Origin of the sequence: Nocardioides marinus (assembly GCF_013408145.1) — a bacterium.
GTDB lineage: Bacteria > Actinomycetota > Actinomycetes > Propionibacteriales > Nocardioidaceae > Nocardioides > Nocardioides marinus.
This window is the reverse complement of sequence record NZ_JACBZI010000001.1, coordinates 2,918,760-2,932,563: the sequence shown is the minus strand read 5'-3', so window position 1 is coordinate 2,932,563 and position 13,804 is coordinate 2,918,760. Positions and strand designations below refer to the sequence as shown.

The 13,804-nt window shown below is 73.7% G+C and carries 14 protein-coding genes and 1 tRNA gene; 13 read left to right on the top strand and 2 right to left on the bottom strand.

Annotated elements, in window-relative coordinates; all coding sequences use genetic code 11:
* Nucleotides 1-67: 67 nt before the first annotated feature.
* Both BKA05_RS13885 and BKA05_RS13880 read left to right on the top strand, forming a co-directional pair.
* A complete protein-coding gene (locus BKA05_RS13885) occupies nt 68-871 on the top strand; it encodes a hypothetical protein (protein WP_179531952.1) in 804 nt (267 codons plus the stop codon).
* A gap of 4 nt (nt 872-875) precedes the next feature.
* Nucleotides 876-1,508, top strand: a complete 633-nt coding sequence (locus tag BKA05_RS13880) for a MazG family protein (RefSeq protein ID WP_343045683.1) — start codon at nt 876-878, stop codon at nt 1,506-1,508.
* On the opposite strand, the gene BKA05_RS13875 is transcribed toward BKA05_RS13880, so the two are convergent.
* Nucleotides 1,495-4,140, bottom strand: coding sequence for an esterase-like activity of phytase family protein (locus tag BKA05_RS13875; protein ID WP_179531951.1), 2,646 nt, complete (start codon nt 4,138-4,140; stop codon nt 1,495-1,497). The genes BKA05_RS13880 and BKA05_RS13875 overlap by 14 nt on opposite strands.
* Nucleotides 4,141-4,356: 216 nt before the next feature.
* Between BKA05_RS13875 and eno the strand changes: the two genes are divergently transcribed.
* The 10 genes from eno to BKA05_RS13825 all read left to right on the top strand — a co-directional run bounded on the left by eno (nt 4,357) and on the right by BKA05_RS13825 (nt 11,027).
* Nucleotides 4,357-5,634, top strand: coding sequence for a phosphopyruvate hydratase (gene eno / locus BKA05_RS13870; protein WP_179531950.1), 1,278 nt, complete (start codon nt 4,357-4,359; stop codon nt 5,632-5,634).
* Nucleotides 5,635-5,648: 14 nt separating this feature from the next.
* Entirely contained in the window at nt 5,649-6,218 is a 570-nt protein-coding gene (locus BKA05_RS13865) for an FtsB family cell division protein (RefSeq protein ID WP_179531949.1), read from the top strand.
* A complete protein-coding gene (locus BKA05_RS13860) occupies nt 6,215-6,733 on the top strand; it encodes a DUF501 domain-containing protein (protein WP_179531948.1) in 519 nt (172 codons plus the stop codon). The genes BKA05_RS13865 and BKA05_RS13860 overlap by 4 nt, the downstream gene beginning before the upstream one ends.
* Complete coding sequence (locus BKA05_RS13855; RefSeq protein ID WP_343045682.1) at nt 6,724-7,626, top strand: Ppx/GppA phosphatase family protein; 903 nt, start codon at nt 6,724-6,726, stop codon at nt 7,624-7,626. Before BKA05_RS13860 ends, BKA05_RS13855 begins: the two co-directional genes overlap by 10 nt.
* A 103-nt stretch (nt 7,627-7,729) precedes the next feature.
* Nucleotides 7,730-7,981: a hypothetical protein gene (locus BKA05_RS13850; protein WP_179533217.1), complete on the top strand. Its 252-nt coding sequence runs from the start codon at nt 7,730-7,732 to the stop codon at nt 7,979-7,981.
* A gap of 77 nt (nt 7,982-8,058) precedes the next feature.
* Complete coding sequence (locus tag BKA05_RS13845) at nt 8,059-8,688, top strand: uracil-DNA glycosylase (RefSeq protein ID WP_343045681.1); 630 nt, start codon at nt 8,059-8,061, stop codon at nt 8,686-8,688.
* Nucleotides 8,685-9,206, top strand: a complete 522-nt coding sequence (locus BKA05_RS13840) for an ACT domain-containing protein (protein WP_179531947.1) — start codon at nt 8,685-8,687, stop codon at nt 9,204-9,206. Before BKA05_RS13845 ends, BKA05_RS13840 begins: the two co-directional genes overlap by 4 nt.
* Nucleotides 9,203-9,778, top strand: coding sequence for a peptide deformylase (gene def, locus BKA05_RS13835; protein WP_343045680.1), 576 nt, complete (start codon nt 9,203-9,205; stop codon nt 9,776-9,778). The genes BKA05_RS13840 and def overlap by 4 nt, the downstream gene beginning before the upstream one ends.
* 93 nt (nt 9,779-9,871) lie before the next feature.
* Nucleotides 9,872-9,945: transfer RNA gene (locus BKA05_RS13830), tRNA-Leu, on the top strand.
* Between the two features lie 218 nt (nt 9,946-10,163).
* A complete protein-coding gene (locus BKA05_RS13825) occupies nt 10,164-11,027 on the top strand; it encodes a Bax inhibitor-1/YccA family protein (RefSeq protein ID WP_179531946.1) in 864 nt (287 codons plus the stop codon).
* 155 nt (nt 11,028-11,182) lie between these two features.
* Here BKA05_RS13825 and BKA05_RS13820 read toward each other — a convergent pair whose 3' ends face one another.
* Entirely contained in the window at nt 11,183-12,244 is a 1,062-nt protein-coding gene (locus BKA05_RS13820; protein ID WP_179531945.1) for an SGNH/GDSL hydrolase family protein, read from the bottom strand.
* A gap of 138 nt (nt 12,245-12,382) precedes the next feature.
* On the opposite strand from BKA05_RS13820, the gene BKA05_RS13815 reads away from it, so the two are divergent.
* Nucleotides 12,383-13,777, top strand: coding sequence for a cystathionine beta-synthase (locus BKA05_RS13815; protein WP_179531944.1), 1,395 nt, complete (start codon nt 12,383-12,385; stop codon nt 13,775-13,777).
* The last annotated feature ends 27 nt before the right edge of the window (nt 13,778-13,804 follow it).

The window sequence follows — 13,804 nt, the reverse complement described above, 5'->3', positions numbered from 1 at the left end:
TGCGTGGGTGCGGGAGAACGGCTGGTTCAATGGGCGACGCAGGTCACACCACCCGCTAGGAGTCCCCGTGCGTCTGTCCCGTCCTCTCGTCGGTCTCGCCACGGTCGCGGTGCTCGCCACCGGCGCCCTGAGCGGCTGCGGGGTCGCCGATGCCGGCGTGCGTCCCGGCGCCGCCGCGGTGGTCGAGGGGGAGGAGATCTCCCTCGGCGAGGTCGACGACGCCACGACGGCCACCTGCGAGGTCCTGCAGGGCTCCGCCGACCTGCTCGCCGGTGGGTTCACCGGCGCCGAGCTGCGCGGCATCGTGGTCCAGCAGCTGGTCGTGACCGAGGTGGCCGAGGCGATCGCCGCCGACAACGACCTGCCCGCCGATGAGGTGCGCCGCGAGGCCGAGAAGCAGGCCCGGATCAGCTTCGGGCTGGCCGGGGACGACCAGAACGCCGCGGTCACGGTCTTCGCCGCCAGCAGCTTCTTGACCTCGGTCGTCTCCGAGATCGTCGACCCGACGCTGAGCGAGGACGAGCTGGTGCAGCCGGGCCCGGCGTACCAGGCCTACCTCGAGCAGTGGCAGGCCGAGCACGACGTGGAGGTCAACCCGCGCTTCGACCAGGTCGACTTCGCGACCTCCGCGTCCGACTCCACCACCTCCGACCTCTCGGTCGCGGTCTCGCAGGCGGCCTCGCTGCGTGCGGAGATCGACGAGCTGCGGGCCCGGGCCCAGCAGGGCGACGTCGGGGCGCAGGCCGAGATCACCGCGCTGGTCTCCGGGCTCCCCGACTCCCAGGGGTGTGCCCCGGAGGTCGCCGAGACCGAGCCCGAGCCGACCATGCCGATCCCGCTCGAGAACCCGGGCAACCCCAACCAGGGCTGAGCCCGTGACCGCGCAGGAGCCGCCGCTCGAGCCCCTGCTGGAGTTGCGGTCGGTCATGGCCAGGCTGCGGGCCGAGTGCCCGTGGAAGCGCGAGCAGACGCACCGCTCGCTGCTGCGCTACCTGCTCGAGGAGGCCTACGAGACCGTCGAGGCGGTCGAGTCCGGGGATCCTGAGCCCGACGCGGACCACCTGCGCGAGGAGCTCGGGGACCTGCTGCTGCAGGTCTACTTCCACGCCGCGGTGGCCGCCGAGCGCGGTGCCTTCGACATCGACGACGTGGCCCGCGGCATCACCGAGAAGATGGTGCGCCGCAACCCGCACGTCTTCGCGCCCTCGGCCGCCGAGCAGCCGCAGGACGCCGCCGCGGTCAACGACGCCTGGGAGGCGATCAAGGCGGAGGAGAAGGCCGAGCGCACCGATCCCGCCGACGGGGTGCCCACGGCGCTGCCGGCCCTGCTGTACGCCGACAAGCTGGTCGACCGGCTGTCCCGCGCCGGTCGGCCGGTGCACGTCGACGCCGGCGCCGACGCGATCGGTGAGCGCCTGCTGGCGCTCGTGGTGGAGGCGAGGGCGGACGGCGTCGACCCGGAGCAGGAGCTCCGCGACGCCGTCCGCCGCCGGCTCACTTCCTCGTGACCCGCACCTTCACGGCCTTCGAGGTCGACCCCGCGGCGAAGCCGTCGCCGGTGTAGGTCGCGACCAGCGTGTGCCGGCCGGAGCCCTTGATGCGCACCCGCATCGGCGTCGTGCGGCCGTCGACACGGGTCGAGGCGGCCTTCTTGCCGTCGACCTCGAGGACGACCCGGCCGCCCTGGGGCCCGGGCTTGACCACGACGACGACCCGGAACGCCTGACCGGCGCGTCGGCTCTTGCCCTTGACCTTGAGCGTGGTGTCCGTGGCGACGTCGGCGGCGAAGACCGAGGAGACCCGGCCGAGGGCGAAGAGCTGGGTCTCACCCGTGGCGTCGTCGACGCCGTCGTTGTCGGTGACGGCGTAGACGCGACCCCGGGTGGTGATGCCGAGACCCTCGAGCTTCTCCTGGGTCCAGCCGTTGCGGGCGGTCATGGCCGGGAGCAGGTCGACCGCGAGCGTCTTGGTCACGGGCGTCACCGCGTCGGCGCTGCCCGCGGGCAGGTCGACGGTGTAGACGCGCTTGACCGCGGCGGCCGGGCCCATCAGCTTGTCGCGCTCGATGACGGCCACGGTGTCCTTGTCGACGACGGTGATCTCCGACAGCCCGATCCAGTCGCCGGCGGTGCTGGTCGTCTCCAGCGGGTAGCCGAACCAGGTCCACGTCGACCCGGTGACGTCGTAGCGACCGATCCGTGCGGTGGTCTCCCCGCTCAGCGGGCGCTGCAGGGCGACGTACACCGTCTCGGCGCTGCCGGAGCCGCGCACGGCCACGCCCTCGAGACCCCACTTGCCGAGGCCGGCGGCGACGTCGGTGGGCAGCGAGACGGTCTCGACGACGGCGCCGTCGGCGTCGGTGCGGACCAGCGCGTTCTCGGGGCCGGTCTTCCCCTCCGAGGCCAGCCAGAAGCCGCCCTGGGTGCGCTCGGCGATGCCCTCGACGTCGAGGGCGACCGGCTCGCCGTCCTCGGTCACCTCGATGACGTCGTCCAGCACGGCCGGGGTCGAGGAGACGTCGAGGTGGTAGATCCGGGCGGGGGAGTACGCCGAGTCGCTGGCGCTCCACAGACCCTTCGGGTCGTGCTGGTCACCGGACAGGGCGCCGAGCGCGCCCCAGCCGATCGGCCGGTCCTCGCCGGGCGCAGGGACGGAGACGACGTCGGGCCAGACGACCCCGTCGGTGCCGAGCTCGAAGAGCGCGACGCTGGCACGCACGCCCACGTCGGACTCGTCGACCTCGCTGGAGACGACCAGCAGGTCGCGCGAGGGGATGGGCAGCAGGCCCTCGGGGCCGTTGGTGGTGGGCAGCACCTGGGTGAGCGCGGGCTCGGTCGGGTCGGTCATGTCGTAGACCGCCACGAGGTTGCTGCGCTCGGAGCCGACGAAGGCGTAGGGCACACCGTCGTACTCGGCGTAGGTCAGGCCCTCGGGCTCGGCGCCCTTGTTGTCGGCGCGGCCGTCGTTGAAGCTGCCGACGGAGAGGACGAGGTCCTCGAAGGAGGTGCCGGCGTCCCAGACGACCTCGCCGGTGGCGGCCTCGAAGACCGTCCAGCCGCGGCTGCCGCCCTTCCAGTCGCCCTCGTTGGCGGTGGCGACCAGGCCCTCGCCGACCCAGTGCACGGCGTCGGGCTCGCGCGGGACGTCGATGGTGTCGACGGTGTTGAAGACACCGTCGTCGGTGGTGTCGACGCCCTCGAGCACGACGTTGCCGGCGCTGAAGGCGCTGGTGAGCTCGCGGGTGGGCAGGTCGACGACGACCAGGCCGTTGTTCTCCTGCAGGCTCACCACGAGCTCGTCGTCGGCGTTGATGTCGACGTACTCCGGCTCGGGGTCCTCGGGGGTGTCCATGCCCGCCAGGTCCTCGGCCGGCAGCAGCAGCGGGTCCGGGGTCCAGGTGGCGGGAGCGCCGTCGAGCTCGAGCACCTGCACGAAGCCGGCGGGCGCCTGCGGCAGGTCGCCCTCGTCCGCGTCGTCGCCGGCACCGTCGGGCAGGGCGTCCTCGTCGCGCTCGTTCTCCATCGCGATCGCGGCGTACTCGCCCGACGGGCTGACGGCGATCGAGTCCGGCTGCCCACCCAGGTCGTGGGAGGCCACCAGCTCGCGGGACTCGAGGTCGACGACGTCGACGCGCCCCGAGGGCGCGGTGTAGCTCGGGGAGGTGTTGACGACCACGAGCACGTGGTCGCCGACGACCGCGACGGAGGTCGGCTCGTCCTCGGCGTCGCCGAGCTCGCTGAGGTCCAACGTGCCCAGGCCCTCCGGGGCGGAGGGGTCGCTGATGTCCAGGAAGCCGATCCGCCTGCCGGCGGCGTCGGTGTAGACCAGCGTCTCGCCGTCCTCGCTGACCGCGGAGATCTCCGCGACGGTCTCGTCCAGCGGGTCCACGCCCTCGGGGACGTTGAGGTGGACCGGGTACGTCGCCGTCCGGCCGAACCGCGCGGCCTGCTCGTCCACGGGCTCGGCCAGGGCGCCGGCGCCCGCGTCGGTGGTGGTCGGGGCGGTCGGGGCGGTCCGGGCGGCGCTGGTCGTGGTGCCGAGCGCGAGGCCGGAGAGGGCCAGGGCGCCGACCGCCGCGAGCGCGAGCCCGCCTCGGAGCCGTCGTCCGCGAGGGACCCCGGTGGTGTGCTGCAAGGACATGCCGCTGCCTTTCGTGGTGGGTGGGGGAGGCGGGGCGTCCCGAGGCGGCGCCGCCGCCGGAACCCAACCCACGTGGAGCGACGAGGTCGTGTCGGTGCGGGGAGCGGCCGGTGAACAGACGGGTGGGTCGGCACGGCGGCCGGGGAGGCAATAGGCTCGTGGACCGTCCTACGAGCCCGTCCCCGCCCCTCACCGGCCATCCCCAGGAGAAGCACCGTGGCATCCATCGAAGCAGTCGGCGCCCGCGAGATCCTCGACTCCCGCGGCAACCCCACCGTCGAGGTCGAGGTCGTCCTCGACGACGGCACCTTCGCGCGAGCGGCCGTGCCCTCCGGCGCCTCCACCGGCGCCTTCGAGGCCGTCGAGCTGCGTGACGGCGGCGACCGCTACGTCGGCAAGGGCGTGGGCAAGGCCGTCGACGCGGTGATCCACACGCTCGGCCCTGCCGTGGAGGGCCTCGACGCCGACGACCAGCGCCTGGTCGACCAGGCAATGCTGGACGCCGACGGGACCCCCAACAAGGCCGAGCTCGGTGCGAACTCGATCCTCGGCGTCTCGCTGGCCGTCGCGCGGGCCGCCGCCGACTCCGCCGGCCTGCCGCTCTACCGCTACGTCGGTGGTCCCAACGCCCACGTGCTGCCGGTGCCGATGATGAACATCCTCAACGGCGGCGCCCACGCCGACACCAACGTCGACATCCAGGAGTTCATGATCGCGCCGATCGGCGCCGCCTCCTTCCGCGAGGCGCTGCGCTCGGGCGCGGAGGTCTACCACGCGCTGAAGTCGGTGCTGAAGTCGCGCGGCCTGGCCACCGGCGTCGGCGACGAGGGCGGCTTCGCCCCCGACCTGGAGTCCAACCGGGCCGCGCTGGACCTGATCGCCGAGGCCATCGACAAGGCCGGCTACGAGCTGGGCAAGGACATCGTGCTCGCCCTCGACGTCGCCGCGACCGAGTTCTGCGAGGGCGGCTCGTACACCTTCGAGGGCCAGCAGAAGACCGCGGCCGAGATGACCGCCTACTACGCCTCGCTGGTCGACGCCTACCCGATCGTCTCGATCGAGGACCCGCTCGACGAGGACGACTGGGAGGGCTGGCGCACCATCACCGACCAGCTCGGCTCGCGCACCCAGCTCGTCGGCGACGACCTGTTCGTCACCAACGTCGAGCGCCTGCAGCGCGGCATCACCGGCGGTCAGGCCAACGCCCTGCTGGTGAAGGTCAACCAGATCGGCTCGCTCACCGAGACCCTCGACTCCGTGGACCTGGCGCACCGCAACGGCTACCGCTGCATGATGAGCCACCGCTCGGGCGAGACCGAGGACACCACCATCGCCGACCTGGCCGTCGCCACCAACTGCGGCCAGATCAAGACCGGTGCCCCGGCGCGCTCGGAGCGGGTCGCGAAGTACAACCAGCTGCTGCGCATCGAGGACGAGCTCGGCGATGCCGCGCGGTACGCCGGTGTGTCGGCGTTCCCGCGGTACACCTCCTGAGCGACCCTAGAGGGGTGGCTGACCGTCGTACGTCCTCGCGCGCCTCGGGGCCGCGGGGTCGCACCGGCCCCGGCCGCCCCGCGCGGCCGACCGCCGGGCGACCCGCGCGCCCCGCGGCGGCGGCTCCCGTCCGCCGACGTCCCCGGCTGACCAGCCGGGCCACCGTCCTGGTGGTGGTGCTGGCGGTGCTGGTGGTCTCCTACGCCTCCTCGGCGCGGGCCTACCTCCAGCAGCGCAGCGAGCTGGACGCCCTGCGTGCCGAGATCGACCAGCGCGAGAGCGCGATCGCCGACCTCGAGCGGGAGATGCGGCGCTGGCAGGACCCTGCCTTCGTGCAGCAGGAGGCCCGCGAGCTCGGCTACGTCATGCCCGGCGAGACCTCCTACGTCGTCCTCGACGAGGACGGCGAGCCGCTGGAGGCCTCCTCCGAGCTGGCCGACCCCGACGAGGTCGGGGACCAGGAGGAGCCGGCCTTCTGGGAGGACGCCTGGGCCTCGGTGGTGCTGGCCGGCCGACCGCCCGCCGACGACGGCACCCCGCCCCTGACCGAGATCGACCCCGGCACCGACGGAGCCCCTGAATGACCGAGCCCTTCACCCCGGCCGACGCCGCCGCCGTCGAGGCGCAGCTGGGCCGGGAGTCGCGTGGTGTCCACGGCGTGGGTCACCGGTGCCCCTGTGGCAACCCCGACGTCGTGACCACCCAGCCGCGGCTGCCCAACGGCACGCCGTTCCCCACGACCTACTACCTCACCTGCCCCCGCGCCGCGTCGCGGATCGGCACCCTCGAGGGCTCGGGCGTGATGAAGCAGATGCAGGAGCGGCTGGCCGAGGACCCCGAGCTCGCGGCCGCCTACGCCGCCGCCCACGAGCGCTACCTCGCGGCCCGCGCCGAGATCGCCGCCGAGCACGGGCTCGACGTCCCCGAGATCGAGGGGATCTCCGCCGGTGGCATGCCCGACCGTGTGAAGTGCCTGCACGTGCTGGCCGGGCAGTCCCTCGCGATGGGGCGCGGCGTCAACCCGCTCGGCGACGAGGTGCTCGACGAGCTCGGTGCCTGGTGGGAGTCCGGACCGTGCGTGGAGAGCCCGTGCGTGTAGCTGCGATCGACTGCGGCACCAACACGATCAAGCTGCTGGTCCTCGACGAGGACGGTGCCGACCTCGAGCGGGAGATGCGGATCGTCCGGCTCGGCCAGGGCGTCGACCGTACCGGCCGGCTGGCCGAGGAGGCGCTGGAGCGCACCTTCGCCGCGGTCGAGGAGTACGCCGCCCTCATCGCGCGCCATGACGTCGACCGCGTGCGGTTCTGCGCGACCTCGGCGACCCGGGACGCCGCCAACGCGGCCGACTTCGCCGCAGGGGTGCGGGCCAGGCTCGGGGTGGCCCCCGAGGTGGTCACCGGCGACGAGGAGGCCGCGCTCGCCTGGGCCGGAGCGACCCGGGGGCTGCCCGGGCTCGCCGGCCCCGTGGTGGTGCTCGACATCGGCGGTGGCTCCACCGAGCTGGTGCTCGGCTCGGGCCCGACCCCCGACGCCGCGCACTCCATGGACATCGGGTCGGTCCGGATGACCGAGCGGCACCTGCGGTCCGACCCGCCCGCGGCCCCCGAGGTCGCCGCCTGCGTGGCGGACGTCGATGCGGCCCTGGACACCTGCCCGGTCGACCCGGGGGCAGCCGTGACGATGGTCGGCGTCGCGGGCACCGTGACGACCCTCGCCGCCGGGGTGGTCGGCCTGACGTCGTACGACCGGAGCGCGACGCACGGGGCGCGGCTCCCGGTCGCGCAGGTGCACGCGTTGTGCGACCGGCTGGTCGGCTCGACGGCGGCCGAGCGGGCCGAGATGGCCTGGTTGCACCCCGGTCGCGCGGACGTGATCGCGGCCGGCGCCCTGGTGGTCTCCCGGGTGCTGGCGCGCTCACGGGTCACCGAGCTGGTCGTGAGCGAGGCCGACATCCTCGACGGCATCGCCTGGTCCCTGCTGGAGGGCTGAGGCCCGACCCTCGGGCCCTGCGGGGTCGGCTCACCGCATGGGGTGGGCTGGCGCTGGGTCCGGCGGGGCACAGTGGAGGGCCCGACCCAGGAGGAGGAGCACCATGAGCAAGCTGTCCCTGATCACCGGCCTCGGTGTGGGCTACGTCCTCGGCGCCCGCGCCGGTCGCGAGCGGTACGAGCAGATCAAGGCGGGTGCGCAGAAGGTGGCGCGCGACCCGCGGGTGCAGTCCGCGGCCGACCGGGCCGCCGAGCAGGCGCGCGCCCAGACCGAGGCCGCCGTCGCGACCGCGAAGGAGAAGGTGCAGGACGCCGCCCAGGGGGTCGGCGGCTTCACCCAGCAGGCCACGCCCTGAGCGCACCGGTCCCGTCCCCCACCGGGCTGGCCGCCCTCGACGAGGAGGTCACCCACTGCCGCGCCTGCCCGCGCCTCGTGACGTGGCGCGAGCAGGTGGCGCGGGAGAAGCGCGCCTCCTTCCGCGACGAGGAGTACTGGGGGCGCCCCGTCCCCGGCTGGGGGGACCCGCAGCCGCGGATCCTCGTGGTCGGGCTGGCGCCGGCGGCGCACGGCGCCAACCGCACGGGCCGGATCTTCACCGGCGACCCCTCGGGCGACTGGCTGTTCGCGTCGCTGCACCGGGTGGGTCTGGCGGCGCTGCCGACCAGCACCCACGCCGACGACGGGCAGGCGCTGCGCGGGACGCGGATGGCGGCGGCCGTGCGGTGCGCCCCGCCGCAGAACAAGCCCACGCCCGACGAGCGCGACCGGTGCGCCCCCTGGCTGGACCGGGAGTGGGCGCTGGTGGCGCCGTACGTCGAGGTGGTGGTGACCCTGGGGGCGTTCGGCTGGGCGGCGGCGCTCGGGATGCTCGCGCGGGGCGGGGTCGAGGTGCCGCGGCCGCGGCCGCGCTTCGGCCACGGGGCGCAGGTCGACCTGGGGGAGCGGACCCTGCTGGGCTGCTACCACCCGAGCCAGCACAACACCGCCACCGGGCGGCTCACGGCGCCGATGCTGGACGAGGTGCTGGGTCGCGCGGCGGCGCTTGCGAGAATGACCGGGTGAGCACCCTCCACGCCGTCACCGTCCTCGGCCACGACCGCCCCGGCATCATCGCCGAGACCACCGGTCGGCTCTCCGGCCTCGGGCTGAACCTCGAGGACTCCACCATGACGCTGCTGCGCGGGCACTTCGCGATGATGCTGCTCTGCGCGGGCGAGACCCCGGCGGGCGACATCGAGTCGGCCCTGGCTCCGCTGACCGAGGACGGCACGCTGACCGTCACGGTCCGCGAGGTGCCGCAGGAGTCGGCCGGTGCCGAGCGCGGGTCCTCGTGGGTGCTGACCGTCCACGGCGGCGACCGGCCGGGCATCGTCTCCTCCGTCGTCGGGAAGGTCGCCGACGCCGGGGGCAACATCACCGACCTGACCACGCGGCTGGCCGGCGAGCTCTACCTCGTGGTCGCCGAGATCGACCTGCCGGCCGACGCCGACGTCGAGGCCGTCACCGCCGCGATCGGGGAGGCGGCGGCCGAGCTCGGGGTCGGCGCGACCCTGCGGCCGGCGGAGGCCGACGAGCTGTGAACCAGCCCGCTCCCGAGGGCCTGAACCAGCAGGTCCTGGCGTGGACCGAGGCCGACCTCGGCGTCGAGGGCCGCGTCCTCGAGGTGGTCCGCGCCCCCGCCACGGTGCTCTCGAGCGTCGGTGACGTCGTCGACCCGACGTCCGCCGAGTCCGTGCAGCTGGCCGCCGACCTGGTCGCCACGATGCGCGTGAGCCCGGGCTGCGTGGGCCTGGCCGCCCCGCAGGTGGGGGTCGGCGTGCAGATGTTCTGCGTGGACGTCTCGGCCCACCCCAAGACCCGCGACCACCACGGGACCTTCGTGCTGTGCAACGCCGAGGTCGTCTCCTCCAGCCGCAACGAGAAGGCGCGCGAGGGCTGCATGAGCGTCCCGGACCTCACCGGCGACGTGAAGCGGGCCTCCCGGCTGGTCGTGCGCGGGCGGCTGCCGGGCTCCGGCGCCGAGGTGGAGCTGTCGGCCAACGCCTTCGAGGCCCGCTGCCTCCAGCACGAGATCGACCACTGCCAGGGCCTGCTCTTCGTGGACCGGGTCGCCGGCGCGCACGCGATCTACGCGCGCCAGACCTACCTGTGACCCGCCGCCGCCCGGGGGACGTCATACGCTGCGCGGCGACGGACGTCCGCTCCGCATGACGTCCCCGGGCCGGCACCGGCCCGTCCGTCACCAGCCCCCGTGTCCCAATCGGCAGAGGAAGGCGCCTTAAAAGCGCTGTGTTCCGGGTTCGAGTCCCGGCGGGGGCACCGTGTGGAGCGGGCCGGGCCGGCGCGAGCTTCCGTGCACGGCGTACGGAAGGTCGCGCCGGCTCGGCGTCCTCGGCGTCCTCGGCAGCCGCTCGGCGGCGGTCGGGAACGTCTGGGGACGCCGGGGCGTTGTACGTCTCGAGACCCCCTAAGGTGGGTACATCCCCTGTAGGCCGCCATCCCGGCGGCCGCCGTCGGCCTCCAAGGAGAGACCAACCATGCAGAGCAACAACCCGGTGTTCCGCCGGTCCGAGGCGTTCAGCGGAAGCGGCGCCCACGGCAACCAGTCCTACGGCAACTCCGGCTACGGTTCTGACCCCTCGCAGTGGGGCGTCGGGAACCCCGGTGACCCCCAGGGCACGGCGTACGCGCCCGCCCCGCAGGCGCCCAGCGCCCCCATGACCATCGACTCGGTGGTCCAGAAGACCGCCATCACCCTCGGCGTCGTGGTGGTCACCGCGTTCGCGACCTGGGTGATGCTGCCGGAGATCAACGAGTCCACCGCCGACTCCGCCATCGGCACCGTCGGCGCGGTCGCGACCTTCGGTGCCCTCGGCGCCTTCGTGCTGTCGATGGTCAACGCGTTCAAGAAGGTCGTCAGCCCCGGCCTCGTGCTGGCCTTCGCCGCCCTCGAGGGTGTCGCCCTCGGTGCGATCTCGATGATCTTCAACGTCGCCTACCCCGGCGTCGTGCAGGGCGCCGTCATCGGCACCTTCGCCGCCTTCGGCGGCACGCTGGCCGCCTACAAGGTGCTCAACATCCAGGTCGGCGACAAGTTCCGCAAGTTCGTCGTCGCGGCCGTGTTCGGCATGATCGGCCTGTCGCTGATGGAGCTGGTCCTCGGCCTGTTCGGTGCCCAGATCGGCCTCTTCGGCGTCTCCGGCCTCGGCATGATCACCGCGGTGGCCGGCCTGGTGCTCGGTGTGTTCATGCTGATCATGGACTTCGACTTCGTCGAGCAGGGCATCCGCTACGGCGCCCCCGAGCGCGAGTCGTGGACCGCGGCGTTCGCGATGACCGTCTCGCTGGTGTGGATCTACACCAACCTGCTGCGCATCCTGGCCTACTTCAGCCAGGACTGACCGCAGCCGCCTCCTCGCGAGGACGAGCTCACCACGAAGGCCCCCGGCGTCAGCCGGGGGCCTTCGTGCATGTCCGGGGACCGCGGCTCGTGTGGGCCAGCGCGGTCCATGGCCCGCGCTGGGCCACACGAGGCGGTCCAGCAGCGCGCCGAGGCTCAGTCGTCGAGCGGCTCGGCCGGCTCCGCGGCGGCGTCGTCGCTCCCCGCCTCGTGCTCGTCGCTCTCGTCCGGGGTCTCCTCGGCGGAGTCCGGGCGGCGGCGACGGTGCCGCAGCTCGACCCACAGGCCGCGGACTCCGCGGCGGGAGCCGCCGACCTCGGTGCCGTCCAGCTCGGTGCCGGGCACCTGGACCGCGCGGATCGCGGCGTCGCTGATGGGGAGCACGCCCTCGCCCCGCAGGGACTCCAGCGACTTCTCGTCCGGCTCGATGACGCCGACTGCGGCCAGCACCGAGGGCACCATCACCCCGGCCAGCGAGCGGTACCCCTCCGCGGAGGGGTGGAACTGGTCGGGCCCGAAGAGCAGCGCGGGCGCGGCGGCGAACTCCGGGCCGAGCACCGAGCCGAGCGAGACCGTCCGGCCGCCCTCCTCGATGACCGCGATCGTCTGGGCGGCCGCGAGCCGACGCGACCACGCCCGGGCGACCTGCTTGAGCGGGGGAGCGATGGGCTTGATCGTGCCGAGGTCCGGGCAGGTGCCCACCACGACGGCCACGCCGGCCTCCTTGAGTCGGCGCACGCCCTCGGCGAGGTGTCGCACCGACGTCGAGGGGGACATCACGTGGGTCACGTCGTTGGCGCCGATGAGGATGACCGCCACGTCGGGGTGCATCGGCAGGGCCCGGGTGATCTGGTCCTCGAGGTCGGAGGAGCGGGCACCGACCACGGCGAAGTCGCGCAGGTAGACGCGGCGGTCGGCGTGCTCGGCCACACCGCTGGCCAGGACCGCGCCGGGGGTCTGCTCGACCCGCTCGACGCCGTACCCCGCAGCCGAGGAGTCGCCGAGCAGGGCGATGCGCACCGCGGGCGCGGGTCGGCCGCGGCCGTACCAGCCGGTGGAGTCCGGCGGCGGGTGCTCGATCATCGGCCCGATGGTCTTGCGGGCCAGCTTGGCCTCGGCCGTCAGCACGCCGTAGAGGCCGGCGCCGAGCACCGAGAGCCCGCCACCGCCGTACGCCGCCGCCGAGGCGAGCTTGCGCGCTGCTGCTGCCTTACCCACGCCCCCACTCTAGGGACACCTCCTGCTCCCGGGGGAACACCCGTCGGGGGCGGCCCCGGGGCGGGTGCGGGTCGTCACGTGCGCAGGGGGCCGGCCCGGCCTTTCGTCCTGTCCAGCATGTGGGCATAGGTTGGGTGCGTGCAGTACGTCGACTCGCTCCTGGACCTGATCGGCCACACCCCCCTGCTGCGGCTCAGCCGCACGCTCGACGCCCCGCTGGGGCAGGGCGAGGAGGGGCCGATGGTGCTCGCGAAGGTCGAGTACCTCAACCCCGGCGGGTCGGTGAAGGACCGCATCGCCACCCGGATGATCGAGGCGGCGGAGGCCTCCGGGGAGCTGCAGCCCGGCGGCATCATCGTCGAGCCGACGTCCGGCAACACCGGCGTGGGGCTGGCCATGGTGGCCCAGGCCAAGGGCTACCGGTGCGTCTTCGTCTGCCCCGACAAGGTCAGCGAGGACAAGCGCAACGTGCTGCGCGCCTACGGCGCCGAGGTCGTGGTGTGCCCGACCGCCGTCGCGCCCGAGCACCCCGACTCCTACTACAACGTCTCCGACCGGCTGGCCTCCCAGCCGGGCGCCTGGAAGCCCGACCAGTACTCCAACCCGAACAACCCGCGCTCGCACTACGAGACCACCGGGCCGGAGATCTGGGAGCAGACCGAGGGCCGGATCACCCACTTCGTCACCGGCATGGGCACCGGCGGCACCATCTCCGGCGTCGGGCGCTACCTCAAGGAGCAGAACTCCTCGATCCAGGTGGTCGGTGCCGACCCGGCCGGCTCGGTCTACTCCGGCGGCACCGGCCGGCCCTACCTCGTCGAGGGCGTCGGCGAGGACTTCTGGCCCGACACCTACGACCGCGGCGTGGCCGACCGGGTCATCGAGGTCTCCGACGCCGACGCGTTCTCCTTCACCCGCCGGCTGGCCCGCGAGGAGGCGCTGCTGGTCGGCGGATCGGCCGGCATGGCGGCGTACGCCGCGAAGCAGCTGGCCCACGAGCTGGCCGCCGAGGGGCGCACCGACGCGGTGATCGTGGTGCTGCTGCCCGACTCCGGGCGCGGCTACCTCACCAAGATCTTCAACGACGACTGGCTGGCGCAGTACGGCTTCCCCACCGGCACCACCACCGAGACCACCGTCGGCGAGGTGCTGCGCGGCAAGTCCGGCCGCCTCCCCGACCTCGTGCACACCCACCCCGGCGAGACGATCGCCGAGGCCGTGCAGATCCTGCAGGAGTACGGCGTCTCGCAGATGCCCGTGGTGCGTGCGGAGCCCCCGATCGTGGCCGCCGAGGTCGCGGGGTCGGTCTCGGAGCGGGCGCTGCTCGACGCGCTCTTCGCCGGGCACGCCTCGTTGACCGACCAGGTCGAGGACCACATGTCCGCCCCGCTGCCCACCATCGGCGCCGCGGAGGAGGCGACCTCCGCGGTCAAGCTGCTCGAGTCGGCCGACGCCCTGCTGGTCCACGAGGACGGCAAGCCCGTCGGCGTGGTCACCCGGCAGGACCTGCTGGCGTTCCTCGCCCGCGCCTGAGGGCGCCCCGGCGGGGTACTCCGCAGG